Annotated in this window: 17 protein-coding genes; 15 read left to right on the forward strand and 2 right to left on the reverse strand. The window is 32.8% G+C overall.

The window, feature by feature from the left end:
* The first annotated feature begins 7 nt into the window (after positions 1–7).
* The 8 genes from DWZ69_RS00885 to DWZ69_RS00920 all read left to right on the forward strand — a co-directional run bounded on the left by DWZ69_RS00885 (position 8) and on the right by DWZ69_RS00920 (position 10,231).
* Positions 8–1,201 carry a glycosyltransferase family 4 protein gene (locus tag DWZ69_RS00885; protein ID WP_118435664.1) on the forward strand — a complete coding sequence of 398 codons (1,194 nt, stop codon included), beginning with the start codon at positions 8–10 and terminating at the stop codon, positions 1,199–1,201.
* A 40-nt stretch (positions 1,202–1,241) separates the two neighbouring features.
* Positions 1,242–2,363 carry a glycosyltransferase gene (locus tag DWZ69_RS00890; RefSeq protein WP_118435666.1) on the forward strand — a complete coding sequence of 374 codons (1,122 nt, stop codon included), beginning with the start codon at positions 1,242–1,244 and terminating at the stop codon, positions 2,361–2,363.
* A 216-nt stretch (positions 2,364–2,579) separates the two neighbouring features.
* Positions 2,580–3,716 (forward strand): polysaccharide pyruvyl transferase family protein, encoded by a 1,137-nt coding sequence (locus tag DWZ69_RS00895; RefSeq protein WP_118435668.1) that lies wholly within the window; start codon positions 2,580–2,582, stop codon positions 3,714–3,716.
* 15 nt (positions 3,717–3,731) lie between these two features.
* Entirely contained in the window at positions 3,732–5,258 is a 1,527-nt protein-coding gene (locus DWZ69_RS00900) for an oligosaccharide flippase family protein (protein WP_118435670.1), read from the forward strand.
* 52 nt (positions 5,259–5,310) lie between these two features.
* The gene (locus DWZ69_RS00905; RefSeq protein WP_118435672.1) at positions 5,311–6,285 is read left to right on the forward strand and encodes a Coenzyme F420 hydrogenase/dehydrogenase, beta subunit C-terminal domain; all 975 of its coding nucleotides are present in this window, start codon (positions 5,311–5,313) and stop codon (positions 6,283–6,285) included.
* A gap of 21 nt (positions 6,286–6,306) precedes the next feature.
* On the forward strand, positions 6,307–7,140 hold the full coding sequence (locus DWZ69_RS00910) for an immunoglobulin-like domain-containing protein (RefSeq protein WP_118435674.1): 834 nt from the start codon (positions 6,307–6,309) through the stop codon (positions 7,138–7,140).
* A gap of 12 nt (positions 7,141–7,152) precedes the next feature.
* Complete coding sequence (locus tag DWZ69_RS00915; RefSeq protein WP_118435676.1) at positions 7,153–8,559, forward strand: polysaccharide biosynthesis tyrosine autokinase; 1,407 nt, start codon at positions 7,153–7,155, stop codon at positions 8,557–8,559.
* Positions 8,552–10,231, forward strand: a complete 1,680-nt coding sequence (locus DWZ69_RS00920; protein ID WP_158573335.1) for a polysaccharide biosynthesis tyrosine autokinase — start codon at positions 8,552–8,554, stop codon at positions 10,229–10,231. Before DWZ69_RS00915 ends, DWZ69_RS00920 begins: the two co-directional genes overlap by 8 nt.
* Positions 10,232–10,424: 193 nt before the next feature.
* Here the strand turns inward: DWZ69_RS00920 and DWZ69_RS00925 are convergent, their stop codons facing one another.
* Together DWZ69_RS00925 and DWZ69_RS00930 are read right to left on the reverse strand one after the other, a co-directional pair.
* Positions 10,425–11,597, reverse strand: coding sequence for a nucleotidyltransferase family protein (locus DWZ69_RS00925; RefSeq protein WP_118435680.1), 1,173 nt, complete (start codon positions 11,595–11,597; stop codon positions 10,425–10,427).
* A 210-nt stretch (positions 11,598–11,807) separates the two neighbouring features.
* On the reverse strand, positions 11,808–12,260 hold the full coding sequence (locus tag DWZ69_RS00930; protein WP_022166176.1) for an Lrp/AsnC family transcriptional regulator: 453 nt from the start codon (positions 12,258–12,260) through the stop codon (positions 11,808–11,810).
* Between the two features lie 652 nt (positions 12,261–12,912).
* Between DWZ69_RS00930 and DWZ69_RS00935 the strand changes: the two genes are divergently transcribed.
* The 7 genes from DWZ69_RS00935 to DWZ69_RS00965 all read left to right on the forward strand — a co-directional run bounded on the left by DWZ69_RS00935 (position 12,913) and on the right by DWZ69_RS00965 (position 20,120).
* Complete coding sequence (locus tag DWZ69_RS00935) at positions 12,913–14,958, forward strand: sodium-translocating pyrophosphatase (RefSeq protein ID WP_118435941.1); 2,046 nt, start codon at positions 12,913–12,915, stop codon at positions 14,956–14,958.
* A 213-nt stretch (positions 14,959–15,171) separates the two neighbouring features.
* Complete coding sequence (locus tag DWZ69_RS00940) at positions 15,172–16,086, forward strand: hypothetical protein (RefSeq protein ID WP_118435682.1); 915 nt, start codon at positions 15,172–15,174, stop codon at positions 16,084–16,086.
* A gap of 21 nt (positions 16,087–16,107) precedes the next feature.
* Positions 16,108–17,103 (forward strand): ornithine carbamoyltransferase, encoded by a 996-nt coding sequence (gene argF / locus DWZ69_RS00945; RefSeq protein WP_022166181.1) that lies wholly within the window; start codon positions 16,108–16,110, stop codon positions 17,101–17,103.
* A 317-nt stretch (positions 17,104–17,420) separates the two neighbouring features.
* On the forward strand, positions 17,421–18,194 hold the full coding sequence (locus DWZ69_RS00950; protein WP_118435684.1) for a basic amino acid ABC transporter substrate-binding protein: 774 nt from the start codon (positions 17,421–17,423) through the stop codon (positions 18,192–18,194).
* Positions 18,195–18,308: 114 nt separating this feature from the next.
* Entirely contained in the window at positions 18,309–19,073 is a 765-nt protein-coding gene (locus DWZ69_RS00955; RefSeq protein WP_022166183.1) for an amino acid ABC transporter permease, read from the forward strand.
* The gene (locus DWZ69_RS00960; protein WP_022166184.1) at positions 19,060–19,809 is read left to right on the forward strand and encodes an amino acid ABC transporter ATP-binding protein; all 750 of its coding nucleotides are present in this window, start codon (positions 19,060–19,062) and stop codon (positions 19,807–19,809) included. Before DWZ69_RS00955 ends, DWZ69_RS00960 begins: the two co-directional genes overlap by 14 nt.
* Before the next feature lie 56 nt (positions 19,810–19,865).
* On the forward strand, positions 19,866–20,120 hold the full coding sequence (locus tag DWZ69_RS00965; RefSeq protein ID WP_022166185.1) for a hypothetical protein: 255 nt from the start codon (positions 19,866–19,868) through the stop codon (positions 20,118–20,120).
* The last annotated feature ends 44 nt before the right edge of the window (positions 20,121–20,164 follow it).

The raw sequence follows: 20,164 nt of genomic DNA on the forward strand, positions 1-20,164 counted from the left end.
GAAATAGATGAAGATAGCAATGATTACTCCTGGGTATTTGCCTGTTCCGGCCGTAAAAGGTGGAGCTGTTGAGGTCTTAATAGAAGAATTACTAAAGGAAAATGAAATAGAAAATAAATGCACGATAGATTGTTACACAATTGATGATGAAAATATCCAAAAAAGAGGCTATAGAAATACAAATATTAAAGTAGTAAATATAAAAACATTTACAAGGATAAAAAATAAAATAGTTAATAGTCTGTATGCTTTATTTAAAATAAAAAAATGGAGAACTTCTTTTTCCAGAGAACTTATTAAGTTACTAAAAAAGGAAAGCTATGATTATATAGTAATACATAATAATACTATGGCGTACAGGGACATCTATGAAAAAACAGCCAATAAAAATAATTTGATTTACGTTTTACACAATAACATTGGTGATGACCCAAATCATATAATCATCGCAAAATTAATTGGAAAAACAGCAAGAAAAGTATTAGCAGTTAGTAATTATACAAAGAATGATTTTATAAAAATAACAGGATCAAAAAATGTAGATGTATTATATAATTGTATAGATTTTAAAAGATATTTGGTTAAGATATCCCATAAGGAAAAACAATATATGAGAGCGGAATATGGAATTAGTAGCAAGGACTTTGTTTTTATATATAGTGGAAGAATAGATATTTATAAAGGAGTCTTGGAATTAGTAAAAGCTTTTAAGAAAATAAATAGAGAAGATACAAAACTGTTAGTTGTTGGCAAATCATGGTTTGGCGAAGAAAATGTTAAGGATGAATATACTTGCAAAGTACAGAAAGAAGCAGAAAAGGTTAGAAACAAAATTATATTTACTGGTTTTGTTAATCCAGACAAAATGCCTTTAATGTATCAAATTGCAGATTGTTTAGTGGTGCCTTCTATTTGGGAAGAACCATTTGGAGTGGTGGCTTTGGAAGGAATGGCATCAGGACTTCCTTTGATTGTTACTAATTCTGGAGGCTTGCCCGAAATTGTTAATGACAAATGTGCAGTTATTGTTAATAAAGAAAAAGATATTGTCAATAACTTAACAGACGAGATGAACAAAATGATGATAAATGAGGCAAAAGCTAAGAAAATGGGAGAATGTGCAAGAGAAACTGTACAGAGTAATCTAGAGTATGATTCCAGAAATTATTTTGGATTGTTTTTAAAAAAAACAATAGGTTAAAATTCGAAGATTCTTATTGTTTTATGAGGTGACAGATTCTATGAAAAGAAAGAAAATACTTTTTTATTGTGATTCTATGAATAATGGGGGAACAGAAAAAGCTACACTAGATTTGGTAAACAATTTGTCTAGTGATAAATATGACATAACGGTTATACAATTGGAGCCAGACGGTAGATATCAAAAAGAATTAGGCAAACATATACACAATAAGCAAATTTTGCCGGTTGGGCCTGAAGATAATTTTAAATATTATTGGAGATTGAGAAGATTATATGAGTCAATACCTTTGAAATTGTTACATAAATTAGTAATAGGTGACAAATATGATATAGAGATAGGCTGTGGGTATAGTTTTCCAACAAAAATAATACAAAAGTCAAAGACGGCAAGAAGAATTTCATGGATACATATGGATGTGGAATTAGACAAAAATTATGTACCAAGTCTTACAAGAGAAGAAGGACAGGCATATTTTAAGGATGTAGATGAGTTTGTATGTGTGTCAAAAGATTGTGCAAAAAAATTTAATAACAAGTTTGGATTTAACGAAAAAACAAAGGTTTGCTATAATATTGTGCCTGTTAAAGAAATAGAAAATAAGGCAAAAGAAAAACCAGAAGTTTATTTAAATAAGGACAAATTTAATATTGTAAGCATAGGTAGATTGACCAATCAGAAAGGCTTTGATATTTTAATTGATGCTGTAGAACCAATAATTAAAGAAAATAAAAATTGTGAGTTATATATAATCGGAATGGGGGAAGATTATGAAGCGTTATCAAATCGAATTGAAAAGTTGGGCTTAAAAGATAATGTACATTTGCTTGGGTATGTGAAGAATCCATATTCAATATTGATTCAAGCAGACGTTTATGTATGCTCATCAAGACATGAATCTTTTAGTTTGACAGTGGCAGAAAGTTTAATATTAGGTATACCAGTTATTTCCACAAGATGTACGGGACCTATAGAATTACTTGAAAACGGAAAGTACGGTATGCTAATTGGACATGAAAGTTCAGATATTCAAAATGCTATTGAAGAACTAATAATGGATAAAGAGAAGCTAGAAAATTATAGAAAGATGGTTTCGCTAAGGAAAAGTTTCTTTGAAGTCGAGAAAAATATAAAAGAATGGGAGACAGTTTTGGATAGGTAAATTTGTTTGCAAATAAAACAATAAGTGAAATAGGAGTATATGTTGATTTTTTTTATGAATAATTGCGAAAATAATACTGTGGAAGCAAAGAAGGAACATAAAAAGCAAGTAAATTAATATGGAGAGTATGGGATTATGTAGAGTTGCCACTAAAAGAGAAGAGAGTTACTTTACATAACAAGGAGTGTTAGTTTAGAGAATGGATGGAAAATTAAAATGAAGGATGTAGAAGTGATGAAGAAAATTGGGATAATTACGTCAATAAGCAAAGGAAATTATGGAAATAAATTACAAAATTATGCATTGTTAAAAACACTGAAAGATTTAGGTTATGAGGTTGAAACTGTAAACAGAAAAAAGGAAGACAAAGTTAAATTAATATTTTATAAGTTAAAAACATTAATTAGGGACATATTAAAAATAAATTATAGATCAGGAATTTGTAGAAGAGAAAATATTTTTAGAAAATTTGACAAGAAATATTTAAATATAAGTAGGTATTGGACACATGAAAATCATTATAAAAGTGGGATCAATGAGGAATTCGATTATTTTGTATGCGGAAGTGATCAGATATGGAATCCGATGTATGATACATGTTTAGCTGATATGGAAGGAGCAACAGCATATTTTGCACCATCTGAAAAAAGAATTGCTTACGCTGCTAGTTTTGGGGTTGGCGAGTTACCAAAGAAATATATGAACATGTTTAAAGAACTTTTAAAAGATATGAAAAAAATATCTGTAAGAGAAGAATCTGGGGCAAGAATTATAAGGGACATACTTAATGTTAATGTTTCGGTAGTGCTAGATCCAACATTGCTTTTAAGTAAAGAAGAGTGGTGCAATTTTCAAAATAAACCTAATGTTGAATTACCAGAGAAATATATCGCAACTTATTTTATAGGAAATAAGAGTGAGGAAGTTAAAAGTTATATAGATAGTTTATCAAAAAGATATGATTATCCAATTGTAGATATATATAGTGAATGGTTGTGGGATAAGGATATTGATAATTTAAAATATTTTTCGTTTGATCCAACAGAATTTGTATATGTAATATCTCATTGTCAAATCTTTTTTACAGATTCATTCCACGGAAGTGTATTTGCAACAATTTTTGACAAACCTTTTAGAGTTTTTGAAAGAAATGATAATGTTCCAGATATGTGGTCGAGATTGGAAAACTTAATTAAGATTATTGGAAATAATAGCGTTATCGGACAGATTGATGAAAATTTAGACAATATAATAGGGGAAAAAATAAAATATAATAAAGAAAATATAGATATGTTAAAGGATAAATCAATTAGATATTTAAAGCAATCTTTAAATTTTGAGACAGAGTTATAAATTTGAGGAAAGAAAATGAAAATCGAAAGAACAAAAAACGCAACAAGAAACATAATATACGGAGTGTTCCTAAAAATTTATCAATTATTAGGACCATTCATTTTAAGAACTATATTTATATACACATTAGGCATGGAGTATTTAGGTTTGAACAGCTTGTTTACCTCTATTTTAAGTGTGCTTAACTTAGCAGAGTTGGGAGTTGGTTCAGCTCTTGTATTTAGCATGTACAAGCCGATTGCTGAAGATGATACAGAGAAAATTTGTGCCTTAATGAATTTGTATAAGTTATATTATCGAATTATAGGGGCAGTAATCTTAATAATAGGACTTATATTAGTACCATTCATTCCTAAGTTAATTTCGGGAAGTGTGCCTGAAGATGTAAATATTTATGTTTTATATTTAATGAATTTAGGAGCAACAGTTTTATCATATTGGTTGTTTGCCTATAAAACATGTTTATTCGGAGCACATCAAAGAAACGATATGATTGCTAAAGTTACGATTGTTTCATCAACATTACAATACATAATTCAGGCAATTTTTTTAATAAGCATATCGAATTACTATTTATATTTAACAATTACACTTACAACTGGGATATTTAATAATTTATATGCAGCATATAAATGTAATAAAATGTATCCTAAATATAAAGCAAGAGGAAATCTTGAAAGAACAGAGGTAAAAGAAATCCATAGAAAGGTAAGAGATTTGTTTACATCAAAAATAGGTGGTGCAGTAGTTGATTCAGCAGATACAATTGTCATATCATCCTTTTTAGGATTAACAACTCTCGCAATATATAATAATTATTTTTATATAATGTCATCCATATATGGATTTATAATGATTATTTTCAATGCCTGTATGGCGGGTGTAGGAAATAGTCTTATAGTTGAAAGTGAAGATAAGAACTACAATGATTTAAAGAAATTTTTATACATAGTTTGTTGGATAGCATCAGTTTGCACATGTTGCCTGCTTGGATTGTATCAACCATTTATGAAAATGTGGGTGGGCGAGAAGTCTATGTTAAGTTTTAATTTGGTTATTTGCATTTGCATTTATTTCTTTGTTCGAAATATAAATACACTTATTAATATGTACAAGGATGCAGCAGGAATGTGGCATGAGGATAAGTGGCGACCACTGGTAGTTTCTTTGGCTAACCTTGGCTTAAACCTAATATTAGTTCATTATATAGGCTTGTTTGGAATTTTGCTTTCCACAATTTTAACAATGGCATTTATTGGTATGCCTTGGTTAATATATAACCTGTTTACTGTTATTTTTAAAAGAAATGCAATTGAATTTCTTTTTAAGATGCTTTTCTACACAGGGCTGGTGTGCATTATGTGCGTAATTACTTACGCTGTTTGCGTACATATATCATTGTCAGGTGTAGTAGGATTTGTAGTTAAAGGAATAGTTATATTTGGCATTGCAAATATAATATTCTTAGGAGCAACCTTCTTGATGCCTGAGTTTGGTCAAACAAAGGAATTAATTTTGAAAATTATAAAGAGAAATTTCTAGAGTTAAAAATCATCACTCAATGCAAAAGAAGTAATAGATGTAAGGAAAAAACATGATTAACAAAAGTACAATTAAAGCCTATGCCTGTATTAATAAAAACACATCAATAAGACAGAAGAGTTCCTCCGGTGGATGTTATTTCGCTCTTGCAAAAGATTTTATTGAACAAGGTGGAATAGTGTACAGTGCAAGGTTCAATGATGGGTTTAGCGTGGAGCATGCAAAATGCTCCAGTGTAAATGAGCTTGCACAGTTTATGGGAAGTAAATATGCACCAAGCAGATTAGGAAATACTTTTAAAGAGATTAAGGAAGTTCTTGAAAAAGGAAAAAGGGTAATGTTTGTTGGCACTCCCTGCCAAAATGCAGGCTTAAGTTCCTTCTTAAAGAAGGATTATCCAACCCTTTTAAAGGTTGATTTTATATGCCATGGAATGCCTGATGAAAAAGTGTGGGACAGGTATTCGGATTACTTAAAAGAAAAAGGTGAAATAAAAAATATTTATTTTAGAAATAAAGATAAAGGTTGGTATGATTATAATTTTAAGGTAGAATATGTAGATGGAACCGTCTTTGAGGAAAATCATAGCGATAATATTTATATGCGTGGCTTTTTAGCAGATTTGTTTTTGAAAAAAGCCTGCTATGAATGTAAGAATCGTGGCTTTAATAGAGTAAGCGATATTACCTTAGCTGATTATTGGGGAATAGATGATGCCATACCTGAAATGTTTGATAACCAGGGAACTTCAGCAGTTTTTGTGAATACCTTAAAAGGCGAGAAAATATTTAATAAAATTAGTGAACAGTTTAGTATTAGACAGGTTAATCTAGAAGAAATAACAAAATATAATCCTTCATATTTTTATAATGCTAACATGCATAGAAACTATAATCAATTTATGGAAAAGTTGGATAATTGTAAGGATGTAATAAAGCTAATTGAAAACTGTTTAAAAGATAAATTTATTGTAAGGGCATTAAGAAAAGTTAAGAGAACAATCAAAAATCTCTTCCATATTTCATAGCCCCCACCCAAAGGAGAAATCATGAAGTACATTAAATATATAATAATTGTTATTTTTTTAGCAGCAACAATTACATATGTAATCAACTGGGCGTATACCAAATCTCACACCAATGAGAGCGCACCGGTTATATCTGTAGATAATGCAGGTCAGGTTAAAAAAGTATCGGTCAAGGACAAGGATGCTTTATTAAAAGGTGTTGTTGCAAAGGATAGCAAAGATGGTGATATTACATCAAGACTTGTTGTGGAGTCGATATCCAAATTTGTGGATAAGAAAAATCATATTTGTAATATTACATATGCAGTTGCCAATTCAAGAGGTGTAGTAACCAAGGCAACGAGAAAAATTCAGTTTACAGATTATAAGAAACCAAGATTCGTTTTGTCGCAGTCCTTGTGCTTTGAAACAGGTACAGATGTTGATGTTAAGTCGGTTATTGGAGCAACTGATGTGTTCGACGGCGACATTAGCAGAAAAGTAAAGATTTTGTCAAAGGATATTTCGACAAATATTTCAGGTGATAATACTATTACGGCTCAGGTAACTAACAGTTTGGGCGATACAGTGAAATTAAAAGCGGTTGTAGTTATTAAGCAGGATAATAATTTAAGCCCTGTAATTAAGTTGTCGCAAAACATTGTTTACACAAATGTTGGAGAGTCTTTTAATCCAAAGAAATATATTCAAAGCGTAGAGGATAATAGTGGAAAAGCGATTTCCAAAAACAATGTGCGTGTAACAAGTTCGTCTGTAAAAACAAAAAAAGCAGGTTGCTATTTAGTTGAGTATTCTGTAAAAGATTTAAGTGGAAATGAAGGAACAGCCTATTTGACAGTTATGGTTGAAGAGTAGCGAGGTTTAACAATGAAGAATAAAATTATTAATTTACGAAATATAGATTTGTTTAGCTTAGCCAAAGATGTTATTAGCAGTTGGTGGATAATCGTTATGGTGGCAGCAGCAGGAGTCATGTTTACCCATGCTTATATTAGCACTACTTATGTTCCTGAATATACAAGTACAGGTATTTATGTAGTTACACCAAAGCAAAGCACAGGCTATGTTTATACAAATAAAATTTTTGCACAAAACGTTGTGGGAATTTTTCAGAATTTAATGAATTCTGATATTATGAATAATAAAATTAAAGAGGACTTGCATGTATCGTCTTTAGATGCAACTATGAATGTTTCCCTAATTGAAGAAACTAATTTAATGAAAATTTCAGTTACATCAAAAGATCCTATTTTGTCATTTAAGACAGTAGGAGCAATTATGGATAATTATGCAGATCTGTCAGAGTATTTAACATCTGATGCAGTATTTGATCCTCTTGAGGCACCTATTGTGCCTACTTTTGCAGACAATTCACTTATGCCTAGAAAGAAATCTCTTCAGGTAGGTGGCATATGTGGGGTAATTACGCTTCTTGGATTATGTTTGGTTAGTATTTTAAGAAGGACAATTAAGACCGAGGCAGCAGTTGAAGAACAGTTAAACACAGACTTGTTTGGTACAATTTACCATGAAAATAAAAACAGAACTGTGAAATCAAAAATTGTTCAAAGTGTAAAAGCTCTGCTTATTACAAGTCCCATTATTACAACTAAGTTTATAGAATCTTTTAATAACATAAGAATAAAACTTGAATACGAACACGACCGCAAGCCATCTAAAAATGTTTATTTGGTGTCAAGTGTTTGTGAGAACGAAGGAAAATCTACGGTGGCGCTTAATATTGCCTTGTCTCTTGTAAAAGAAGGCAAGAAAGTTATTGTTATTGATGCAGATATGCGTAAGCCTGCCATTTGCAAGATGCTTGATATTCCAAAAGAGCAGGTAACTGATATGGTAAGACTTTTACAGGGGGAATGTGGTTTAGATCAAACCATGTATCGTGATAGGCAGGGGCTTAATCTTGTTATGCCCACAAAGGGCCATAGTAGCACTTATGAATTTGTAAAATCAGGTGCCATGAAGGACTTAATTAAAAAGTGTAGAAAATTTGCAGATTTTGTAATTATAGATACACCACCAATGTCATTACTTTCAGATACGGAAGCGTTGCTTGATGATGTTGATTTTTCATTGCTTGTAATCAGACAGGATTTTTCTTATGAAAAAGATATTGAAAACTGCATTAATATTATGAATGATGCAGATAGCAGATTCTTAGGCTGTATTTTAAATGATTATAAGAAGTTCAAAATAAGAGAAACTGCAAGTGTATTTAAGAAATTTGAAGATGGGGAGGAGGTTGCTCATGAATAGTTATAATACTAGGAAAGCTGTTGATAAGGAACCTATGGACCTGTCTCAGATTATTTCCAATTTTTTTAAGGCATTAAAAAAACTCTGGATAATAATGGTAGTTGCCATTGTAGTTTGTGGATTTATTGGTCACCATAATTATTCGGCGGGCTATTCACCTAATTATGAGACAAAGGCAACTTTCTCAATTACAGCAGCACAGTATGATGGTCGAGAGGACCGTTCATACACAAACAATACCCAGTTGGCATCTATTTTAAGTGTAAGTTTTAATTACTTAATTAACAACGAAGTTTTTTATGAGGTAATTAAAAAAGACCTGAACATTGACTATATGCCATCAACTATTACAATTTCGGCTGTACCTGATACAAATATTTTAAGTATAGTTACAGCAGGCCCTAATCCACAAATGAATTATAAGGTGGCACAGTCTGTAATGAAAAATTATGGCAGTGTGGCAGAATTTGTAATTGGTGACACAAAGCTTGAGGTGTTAGAAGAACCGGTTGTTGCTGAAGAACCAACGAATCCATATTCACCATGGAATCAGACTATTATATATGCTTTCATTGGTTTATTAATTGGAATTGTACCAAGTATTATTTACGGATTTTTCGTTAGAACTATTAGAAACAGGGAAGATGTTGAGAAATATCTGAATGTAAATTTTCTCGGCATTTTGCCGGGAGTTTCTCTTAATCAGAGAAAAAATAAATTGAAGAACTGCTCTATTTTAAATAAAGCTGTTGGTTTTAGATATTTAGAGGCTATGCGTTCTGTTAACTCAAGGTGTGAGAGAGAATTTGCAAAACATAATGCGAAAGTTATATTGGTTACAAGTACAGTAAAGGGCGAGGGGAAAAGTACAGTGGCTCTCAATCTTGCGTACTCATTGTCAAAAAGCCAACATACGGTAATGTTAATTGATGGAAATCTCCGTTCACCATCATTACACAAAATGGTTGAACAGGATACATACGATTTCAAAATGGATGATTTCCTTGCAGGTAAGTTAAAAAGCAGTGGGGCAATTGTCAACTTAGAGGGTACAAGAGTGCTTATGATTGCACCAACAATTCCATCAAAGGATCCCATTAAACAGTTGAATTCTGAAGCCATGGGGAATTTCATTAACAACGCAAAAGCAAAAGTTGACTATGTAATCATAGATGCACCGCCATGTAGTGAATTGTCTGATGCGGCAGTTCTTGCAAAACACAGTGATGGTGTAATTTATGTGGTAAAAGAAGACTGCGCAAAAGTAAATAAAATCATTGACACAATTCAGGAATTTTCATATACGAGAATACCGATTTTAGGTTGTATTTTAAACGGCTCTGCAGGAAAACTTAATATTACATACGGCTATAACTATGGAAAACATTATGGTTATGGCTATCGAAAAGGATATGGCAGCAAGTATTACGGAAAGTATGGCTATAATTATTATAGTGGTTATGGCACATACGGTGATTACGATGATGAAGAAAATCCTGTTCCTGGAGGTTACGGAAAAGTTTCAGAAAAAGAATTCGGAGCCAAAGAGCAAAGTGTTTCAAATAAAATTTATGTAAGAACCACTGACCACCAAAAAGAGAAAATGGCAAAAAAAGAAGGCGAGAAATTTGAAAAGTATGCCGAGAAAATGAATGATAAAGACAAAGCATAAACGTGGACGATATTGGGAAATACAAATGTAGGTCTGTATTTTAGATAGACTACATTAGTGATATCGATTGTGTTATCTGTTTTCTTGGAAAAAATAAAACAGGGAATACATTTTCCAATTTTACAAATTTTAAATTAAATATTAAATAATAAAAAGGCTCCTTAGGATAAAACCTATCATAAGGGGCCTTGATTTATATCAGTCCGCAGATTGTAAAAACTTCTTTTGTATTTTTGATGTCCTCATCACTTAAGGATTTGATTATTTTTAGTTTGGCTTTGCTTTTTTTATCAAAACGAAGCAATCGCTCTATATTAAGTCTTAACCAATACAGTGGCAGAAGCCATTTATGATTTTTCAGGAATGAACCGTAAAAATTAATCATTGTATCCATTGAAGGAAAGAGTTTGGCTGCTAAAGAGGTCTTCTTCTTTCCACTTTTGGCTAATGAACCGGCTTCCTGATTCTGTGAATTACCAAATGCTCCACCAAGGAAAATATATTTGGTTAAAAGTTGAACATCTTTATGGTTATCAAAATTATTCACACCATCAAACCAGTATAGGCAAAGGTTTTCTATTGTATTTTTGAACTGTAGAACACCTAAAACTTCAAGACAGGAATCCACCTTAGCACTTTCAATATATTTATTTTTATTCATAATATATAAATCCAGAAAATGCTTAATTCCGATGCCACCATTTAGAAAATGTTTTGCCATATGTATAACATGATAAATGTAAAAATCTTCTTTAGTCATTAAATATTGATTTGGTTTGTCAGGCAATGAACTGCAATGTCCCCAGATTTTTTCGAGATAGTTGTACCAAAGAGTGTAGCCTTCATCAATCAAGTGAGTTTGCATTTCAACTAGCAGGTGGTTACTTTTATTTATGCAACAAATATCTTTGGCACTACTGTGGGCAATGCCGTAACCCATAGCTTCGAATAATTTTGTGACTTCTTTTAAATCTGCCCCCCTAAAAAGTATATCAATGTCGTTCATTGGTCGCATTGAAGAATCAATGTAAAACTTTTTTGAAACACTTCCCTTTAAAAATATATAATCAATATTATTTTCGGCTAAAGTTTTTTCGATTCTCTCTAATTCGTAAGCTCTGTTGACATCTAAAACAATATTCTTTTTATAATCAAGAGAATATTCTTCAAGGTGAGTAATTGAACTCTTATAATCGTCAGGTAGTTTTGAAATACTAAAGTATAACGTTGAAGTCACCTTATGAAGTTTGGCGAATTTGTAAACAACTTCCCAATTAATTTCTTTTTCGGCAGGTTTCGGAACTATGTCCGCAACTGCACATTTTAATAAATATAAAAAATAGTTTATTTCTAATTGATATTTCATAATTATAATCCGTTTCTTAATAATAGTTGTAAATGATAATTTTTATCATAAAACATGGTTCAAATTTATTAGACTAAAAGTATAACCATGGTTCCACAATATAAAAACATAGAATTTTGTTCTCAAGTTATTAACGTATTTATATGGTATCATTTTAAATGCAAAAAAAAAAGGATGAGAACAAGTCTCATCCTAAAAAAGTTTCATTTCCTAATCATCTGACATTGGAATTCCACGATGTTCAACAGAAGTTGAGAAAACTATCTGAGTCTTAGTACTTCCAAAAGTTTGTAATTCGCCGATGAAATGGTCTAATTCCTCTGTACTCTTGAACATTACTTCAACAAGCATTGCATAATCTCCTGTAACACAGTTACATTCAACAACGTTGTTGCAGCTCTTAATATATGGATAGAAATCTTTCTTCTGATCCGGATTAACCTCCAAATTAATAAAAGCCTTAATGTGGTATCCAAGCTCTGCCGGATTAACCTTTGCAGTGTAGCCTGTAATAATTCCTGCATGTTCTAGTCGCTCAATTCTTGCTGAAACAGCAGGAGAAGATAAAAAAACCTGGCTCGCAATAGTTTTAAGGGGGGTGCGGGCGTTTTCGTGAAGAAGTTTAATTATCTGTTCGTCGATGTGATCTAATTCATGTCTCATATGCGTACTCCTTTCATATTTTTCAGTTATATTTAATTTTGTAAAGTAAAAACTTCACAAACCAACTAAAGTATAACATAAAAGTTAAGAAAAATAAAATACCAAATTGAAAAACAGAATATCTCAAGAAACAAAATAATATATTGAAAGGAGCAGGGATTATGAGTAAGGCAAAAATAAATCCAAGAGGTTCATCTTAGGATGAATTGGAAAAACAATTATTTACGCCAGAGGAAATTGCCGAAAGTAAAGTACGTGTTGACATTAAAAATATGTTTTTGCAGAAGATACATTATCACAAAGAGAAAATAATAACGGAAACAATATTCTTTGCCTAAACTTAATAAATTGTAGAAAAAGCACATTAAAACTTAATAAAATTAACTTTTATTAGTTGAAACATTACATAATTAATCACGACTAAAAACCTTTATAGACAAAAGGTACAAAATATTTTCACTTTATATGGTGAAAAATCGGAAATTTGAAATAAGAAAAAATTATTGAAATAATCAACCTTTGATGATAAAGTATTGAAATATCTCGAAAGTTTGTTATAATTTTAACAATACCGTGTTCAAAAAAAGATAGAGTGAGCATGGAAAAAGACAATGGAGAAAAAATCACTTCATTAATATTGAAAGGAGAAAACATGGAGAATTTAATTTATTTAGCTCCAATCGCTGGTATCATAGCTGTTATTTTTGCAGGAATTAAGGCAGCAATGATTAACAAAAGCGATGCAGGAAATGAAAAGATGAAAGAAATTTCCGGCGCTATTGCAGAAGGTGCAAAGGCATTTTTATTCTCAGAATACAAGATTTTAATCGTATTCGTTGCCATACTTTTCGTAGTGTTAGGATTTGGTATTGATTGGCTTACAGCAGTTTGCTTTATTGTGGGTGCTGTACTTTCAACATTAGCAGGATACGTTGGAATGAACGTTGCTACAAAGGCAAATGTTCGTACAGCAAATGCTGCAAAGGAAAGTGGTATGAACAAGGCACTTTCAATTGCATTCTCAGGTGGTGCAGTAATGGGACTTTGCGTTGTAGGTTTTGGTATTTTAGGACTTAGCGTAATTCTTGTTATCATTATGAACACAACAGGATTTACAGAAGAAGCAGTTAGCGTTCTTACAGGATTCAGTTTAGGTGCTTCATCAATCGCTCTTTTCGCAAGAGTTGGTGGTGGTATTTACACAAAGGCTGCTGACGTAGGAGCTGACCTTGTAGGTAAGGTTGAAGCAGGAATCCCTGAAGATGATCCTCGTAACCCAGCCGTTATCGCTGATAACGTAGGTGACAACGTAGGTGACGTTGCAGGTATGGGAGCTGACCTTTTTGAAAGTTATGTTGGTGCTTTAGTATCAGTTGTAACTTTAGCAGTTGCTTCATTAGTAGCAGGTGGAGATGATTTCGGAATGGAAAGAATCATGTTCCCAATCGCAATGGCAGCAATCGGTGTGTTAGCATCAGTTATTGCTACATTCTTTGTTAGAGGAAAAGAAGGTTCTGATCCTCAGAAGGCTCTTAACTTAGGAGAGTACACAGCTACAGCAATTCAGATTATTGCTTCAGCTATTTTAAGTTATACATTATTTGGTGAATTCAAGGCATTCTTTGCAGTACTTGCAGGTTTAGTTGTTGGTACAGCAATTGGTAAGATTACAGAAATGTACACATCAGAAAAATATAAGAGTGTTAAGGAAATCGCTGAAAGCTCAGAAACAGGAGCAGCAACAAATATTATTAGTGGTTTATCAGTTGGTATGAAGTCAACAGCTATTCCAATTTTATTTATCGTACTTGGTGTACTTGTTTCATTTGAATTACTTGGTATGTATGGCATCGCACTTGCAGCTGTAGGTATGTTATCAACAACAGGTATGACAATCGCAGTTGATGCTTATGGTCCAATCGCTGACAATGCCGGTGGTATTGCAGAAATGTCAGGACTTGACAGCAGTGTAAGAGATATTACAGATAAGCTTGATGCAGTTGGTAACACAACAGCAGCTATTGGTAAGGGATTCGCTATTGGTTCAGCAGCTCTTACAGCTTTATCATTATTCGTATCATACGCAGAAGTTGCAAAAATTAAGAACATTAACATTTTAGATTCAACAGTAGTTATCGGTCTTTTAATTGGTGGTATGCTTCCATTTATTTTCTCAGCTCTTACAATGAGCTCAGTTGGTAAAGCTGCTAACAAGATGATCGAAGAAGTTCGTCGTCAGTTTAGAGAAGATGACGGCATTTTAAAGGGAACATCAAAGCCTGATTACAAGTCATGTGTAGGTATTTCAACACAGGCTGCTCTCCATGAAATGATTATTCCTGGAGTTTTAGCAGTAGTTACACCTCTTGTTGTAGGATATTTACTTGGTGCAGCAGCACTTGGTGGTATGCTTGCAGGAGCATTAGTTTGTGGTGTTATGATGGCTATCTTCATGTCAAACGCAGGTGGTGCTTGGGATAACGCTAAGAAGTACATCGAAGGTGGTTTCGGTGGCGGAAAAGGTAGCGAAGCTCATAAGGCAGCAGTTGTTGGTGATACAGTAGGTGATCCATTCAAGGATACATCAGGACCATCAATTAACATCTTAATCAAGTTAATGACAATCGTTTCACTTGTATTTGCTATGACTTTCCCAGCACAGGGTTACTTATATCAGTTACTTGACAAGTTATTCTAGTTGGAAATTAATTTGATAATTAAATAGTTTGTTTGCCATGTGGAATTACCACATGATATATACAAGGCGCGGAGTACTCTGCGCCTTGTTTTTGGATTAATTGGATTTAATACAGCACCTTTTTATATATATTTGTGGGTTGTGTCAGTTTTGTTTTTTTCATATAATAATGGGAAACGTTGTTAACAATAATTTGTTTTACCTGGAGGGGTTATGATTTTCTCAGTTTATGAAATAATGCTTTTGTTTTTTATATACAGTTTTCTAGGCTGGTGTGTGGAAGTTGCCTTTGTAGCAGTGACTACAGGAAAAGTAGTTAACAGAGGCTTTTTAAATGGACCGGTGTGTCCTATATATGGTTGTGGAATGGTGGGTGTTCTAATAATATTACTGCCTGTAAAAAATAATGTATGGTTATTGTTTTTAGGAGGAATGATTATATGTTCAACTGTTGAATTATTTGGTGGTTGGATTCTTGACAAAATCTTCCACATGAGATGGTGGGATTATTCGGAGAAACCATTTAATATAGGAGGCTACATTTGTCTTCCTTTTAGTATAATGTGGGGATTTGCTGTTGTATTTGCGGTGAAATTCGTACACACACCAATTATGTTTTTAGTAAAAAAAGTGCCAGACATAGGCAAACTTGTTTTAATTATTTTCTTCGTGATTATTTTTACAGTGGATATGATTGTTACATTGAAAAATCTTATTGGAATCAAGAAGAGTCTTGGACAGCTCGATTTAATTGCAGAGGAGTTAAACAACATTGGAAATCAGATAAAAGATGTTGTGGGAAATTCAGCAATTGATATGGCTGACAAAGCAGAGCAGGCAAAAGATGAGTTAGGCAAGAGTAGCAACGAGTACATAGAAAAACTGAAAGAGAAGAAAGACGAGTTAGGCAAGAGCGGCAACGGGTATATTGAGAAACTGAAGGCAAGAAAAGCTGAACTTGAAAAGAGCAGTTCAGGTTACATCAATAATATTAATAAATATAGGAAACATATATTTAATACTCTTCCAACATTGAATAAATCAGGAAAGAGTATTAAAATACTAGAGTACATTAAAGATATTATAGAATCTAAGGAAGATAAAAAGGAAGATAAATCTGATTCTTAAAATAATACAATGGAGGTCATTATGAATTTTACAGGAAGACATTTTTTAAAGTTACTTGATTTTACACCAGAGGAAATTGGAGCATTAATTGATTTAGCAGCGGATTTGAAGGCAAAGAAGAAGGCTGGAAAATTAGTTGATGTTTTAAGAGGAAAGAACATAGCAGTAATTTTTGAAAAAACAAGTACACGTACAAGATGCTCATTTGAAGTGGCAGCTCATGATTTGGGAATGGGTGTTACATACTTAGATCCAACAGGTTCACAGATTGGCAAGAAGGAAAGTATTGCCGATACAGCCAGAGTTTTAGGTAGAATGTTTGACGGTATCGAATATAGAGGTTTTGGACAGGATTTAGTAGAAGAGTTAGCACAGTATGCAGGAGTTCCTGTATGGAATGGTCTTACAAATGAATTTCACCCAACACAGATTCTAGCAGATTTTCTTACATTAAAAGAAAAATTCGGCAAGTTAGAAGGCTTGAAATTTGTATACATGGGTGATGCAAGATACAATATGGGTAATTCACTTATGGTTGGATGTGCAAAAATGGGTATGCACTTCGTAGGTTGTGCACCAAAGAAATACCAGCCAAACCCTGAATTAGTAGCTGAGTGTCAGAAGATTGCAAAAGAAACAGGTGCAATTATTGAATTTGAAGAAGACCCAATGGTTGCCACAAAAGATGCTGATGCTATTTACACTGATGTTTGGGTTTCAATGGGTGAGCCTGATGAAGTATGGGAAGAAAGAATTAACGACTTGCTTCCATATAGAGTAACAATGGATTTGATTAACAATGCAAAGGGCAGCGTGGTATTTATGCATTGTTTACCAGCATTCCATGACTTAAAGACAAAGATTGGAAAACAGATTAACGAGAAATTCGGTCTTACAGAGATGGAAGTTACAGACGAAGTATTTGAGTCAGAACATTCAGTTGTATTTGATGAAGCAGAAAACAGAATGCATACAATTAAAGCTGTAATGGCAGCAACTTTAGGAGCTGACCTATAATCGATGAATATAAAGTACAGTCTGTGCTTATGGCGAGTGATGTTTATGACAAAGGGGCGCCATTAGCAGAGGCTGTTTTTTACTTAATAATAAATTCTTTCAGAATTTCTTATTAAGTAAAAAATGTTCCACTAGGGATGCACACTCGCGCGAAAGGAAAAATGTTGCTAAAGCAACACGCGCTCGGTGCGTAGAATGTCGCAAGGGACATTCTTTTTATTAGTTAAAATTCTTTATTGTTGCAAATATATGCATTTTTAAGTATAATTGTGTATAGTTTTGTAATAAAACCAATATACTTAGGAGGATAAAAAATAATGAAAAAATTACTAGCATTATTAATGACAGTAGTTCTTGCTACAACAATGTTTACAGCTTGCGGAAGCAGTAAGAGTGGAGATGATGGAGATAAGACATTAATTATGGGAACTAACGCAGAATTTCCACCATATGAGTATCGTGAAAACAATGAAGTAATCGGTATTGATGCCGAGATTGGTAAGGCTATTGCAGACAAATTAGGAATGGACTTCAAGATTGAAGATATGGCTTTTGATTCAATTATTCCTGCTGTTCAGTCAGGAAAAGTTAGCATGGGTCTTGCAGGTATGACAGTTAGCGATGAAAGAAAGGAAAGTGTAGACTTTACAGATTCATATGCAACAGGTGTACAGGCAATTATCGTAAAAGAAGGCTCAAAGATAAAGACTAACAAAGATTTATTAAAAAAGGGTGCCAATGTTAAGGTTGGTGTTCAGCTTGGTACAACAGGTGATATCTATTGTACAGATGATTTAAAGGAAGCAGGCTCAGGAACAGTTGAAGAATATAACAAGGGAGCTGATGCAGTTCAGGCACTTGTAACAGGAAAGATTGACTGTGTTGTAATCGACAATGAACCGGCTAAGGCTTTTGTTAAGGCTAACAAAGGACTTAAATTACTTAAAACAGCATACGCAGAAGAAGATTATGCTATCGCTGTTTCAAAGGATAAACCTGAATTAAGAAAGAAAATTAACAAAGCATTAAAAGAATTAATTGATGATGGTTCAGTTCAGAAGATTATTAACAAGTATATTAAGGCAGAATAATTAAAGAACAAAAAATACAAATTAGGAGGTGCCGCAATATAAAGTTAAGATATTACATTGTGAATATCCGATTTATATTGAACACCTCTTAATTTTTAGGAAAAAGAGGTAAAAATGGAGAGTTTATTAAACGTTTTAACAACAAAAGTTAATATAATTTCCGCAATATCTTTAAAACGTCAATTTGAAATAAGTTTTATAGATAAAGACAGATGGCAATTATATTTAGAGGGTCTGGGAAATACATTAATTGTAACTTTCTTTGCTTTAATTTTAGGTATTGTAATAGGTGCTGTTGTGGCTATAGTAAGAGCATCTTATGACAAGAATTATAGCGAAATGAAAGGTGGACTTGGAAAAATCCTTCTAGCTATTTTTAATATAATATCAAAAATTTATCTTACAGTTGTAAGAGGAACACCTGTAGTAATTCAGATTATGATTATGTATTACATTATATTTGCTACATCAAACAATAAGATTTTTGTGGCAATTCTTTCATTTGGTATTAACTCAGGTGCTTACGTTGCAGAAATCTTTCGTGGTGGAATTATGTCAATTGACGAGGGACAGTTTGAAGCAGGAAGAAGTCTTGGATTTAACTATGTTCAAACAATGGTTTATGTAATTATTCCACAGGCGTTTAAGACTGTACTTCCAACGCTTGGAAACGAATTTATTGTTTTATTAAAGGAAACAGCAGTTTCAGGTTACGTTGCATTAATTGATTTAACAAGAGCAGGAGATATTGTAAGAGGAGCTACGTATCAGGCATTTATGCCATTGTTTGGTGTAGCAGCAGTTTATTTGATTATGGTAATGTTTTTCTCTTGGTTACTTGGTAAATTAGAAAGGAGACTACGAAATGATGAACGATAATAGCTCTCTTATAGTTGTAGATGATGTGAAAAAATATTATAACGATGGGGAAATTAAAGCATTAGACGGTGTTTCCACAGATATTAGAAAAGGTGAAGTTGTGGTTATTATTGGACCATCAGGAAGTGGTAAGTCAACTCTTCTTAGAACTTTAAACCTTTTAGAACATCCTACAGATGGAAAAATTATTTTTGACGGTGTAAACCTAATGGACAAAAATGTAAATATTAACTTACACAGACAGAAAATGGGGATGGTTTTCCAGCATTTTAATTTATTCCCACACATGACAGTTTTAAAGAATATGACAATAGCGCCAATGAAGTTATTAAAGAAGTCAAAAGAAGAAGCTGAGAAGAAGGCTATGGAACTTCTTAATGTAGTCAATCTGGCTGACAGAGCAGAGGCATATCCTGCACAGCTTTCAGGTGGACAGAAGCAGAGAGTTGCCATTGCACGTTCACTTTGCATGGATCCTGAAGTTATGCTTTTTGATGAGCCTACATCTGCCCTTGATCCGGAAATGGTAGGCGAAGTTCTAGCAGTAATGAAGGATCTGGCAAATCAGGGCATGACAATGGCTGTTGTGACACATGAAATGGCATTTGCAAGAGAAGTTGCCTCAAGAGTAATTTTTATGGCAGACGGAAAGATTGTTGAAGAAGGAACACCAAGTGAAATTTTTGATAATCCAAAAAATGAACGTTTAAAACAGTTCCTTTCAAAAGTAATCTAAGAAGTGGCTAAAACTAATCAGGTTTAAAAACTTAATTAGAAGAAAGAGGTCGTAGCATGAAATTAAATGAAAAATCTAAACAGATTATATTTGAAATTGTGCCTATAATATTATTTGCGTTAGCATTAGTAATACGCTTTGCTGTTGATATTGAAAGACTACAGTGGGGCTTGATGGAAGTGGCAGCAATTCTATGGCTTGTAGATAATTTAGAAAAATACAAAAAAGAACATACAAAATTAAACTTACTGGATGTAATTGCATGTATTCTGCTAGTGATTGCTGGAATGATTTTGTTTATTGTAGGTTAGAGTAAAAAAAGATATCGGTTGTGAGACCGATATCTTTTTTGTAT

The sequence above is a fragment of the Eubacterium sp. AF34-35BH genome (assembly GCF_003477765.1).
Lineage (GTDB): Bacteria > Bacillota > Clostridia > Lachnospirales > Lachnospiraceae > Eubacterium_G.

Bases quoted from the DNA above. Each gene is read 5' to 3' on its own strand.
- DWZ69_RS00950 (WP_118435684.1), top strand. From the start codon at position 17,421: ATGAAAAAATTACTAGCATTATTAATGACAGTAGTTCTTGCTACAACA.
- DWZ69_RS00905 (WP_118435672.1), top strand. From the start codon at position 5,311: ATGATTAACAAAAGTACAATTAAAGCCTATGCCTGTATTAATAAAAAC.
- DWZ69_RS00940 (WP_118435682.1), top strand. From the start codon at position 15,172: ATGATTTTCTCAGTTTATGAAATAATGCTTTTGTTTTTTATATACAGT.
- DWZ69_RS00935 (WP_118435941.1), top strand. From the start codon at position 12,913: ATGGAGAATTTAATTTATTTAGCTCCAATCGCTGGTATCATAGCTGTT.
- DWZ69_RS00900 (WP_118435670.1), top strand. From the start codon at position 3,732: ATGAAAATCGAAAGAACAAAAAACGCAACAAGAAACATAATATACGGA.
- DWZ69_RS00930 (WP_022166176.1), bottom strand. From the start codon at position 12,260: ATGAGACATGAATTAGATCACATCGACGAACAGATAATTAAACTTCTT.
- DWZ69_RS00960 (WP_022166184.1), top strand. From the start codon at position 19,060: ATGATGAACGATAATAGCTCTCTTATAGTTGTAGATGATGTGAAAAAA.
- argF (WP_022166181.1), top strand. From the start codon at position 16,108: ATGAATTTTACAGGAAGACATTTTTTAAAGTTACTTGATTTTACACCA.
- DWZ69_RS00965 (WP_022166185.1), top strand. From the start codon at position 19,866: ATGAAATTAAATGAAAAATCTAAACAGATTATATTTGAAATTGTGCCT.
- DWZ69_RS00890 (WP_118435666.1), top strand. From the start codon at position 1,242: ATGAAAAGAAAGAAAATACTTTTTTATTGTGATTCTATGAATAATGGG.
- DWZ69_RS00910 (WP_118435674.1), top strand. From the start codon at position 6,307: ATGAAGTACATTAAATATATAATAATTGTTATTTTTTTAGCAGCAACA.
- DWZ69_RS00885 (WP_118435664.1), top strand. From the start codon at position 8: ATGAAGATAGCAATGATTACTCCTGGGTATTTGCCTGTTCCGGCCGTA.
- DWZ69_RS00920 (WP_158573335.1), top strand. From the start codon at position 8,552: ATGAATAGTTATAATACTAGGAAAGCTGTTGATAAGGAACCTATGGAC.
- DWZ69_RS00895 (WP_118435668.1), top strand. From the start codon at position 2,580: ATGAAGGATGTAGAAGTGATGAAGAAAATTGGGATAATTACGTCAATA.
- DWZ69_RS00955 (WP_022166183.1), top strand. From the start codon at position 18,309: ATGGAGAGTTTATTAAACGTTTTAACAACAAAAGTTAATATAATTTCC.
- DWZ69_RS00925 (WP_118435680.1), bottom strand. From the start codon at position 11,597: ATGAAATATCAATTAGAAATAAACTATTTTTTATATTTATTAAAATGT.
- DWZ69_RS00915 (WP_118435676.1), top strand. From the start codon at position 7,153: ATGAAGAATAAAATTATTAATTTACGAAATATAGATTTGTTTAGCTTA.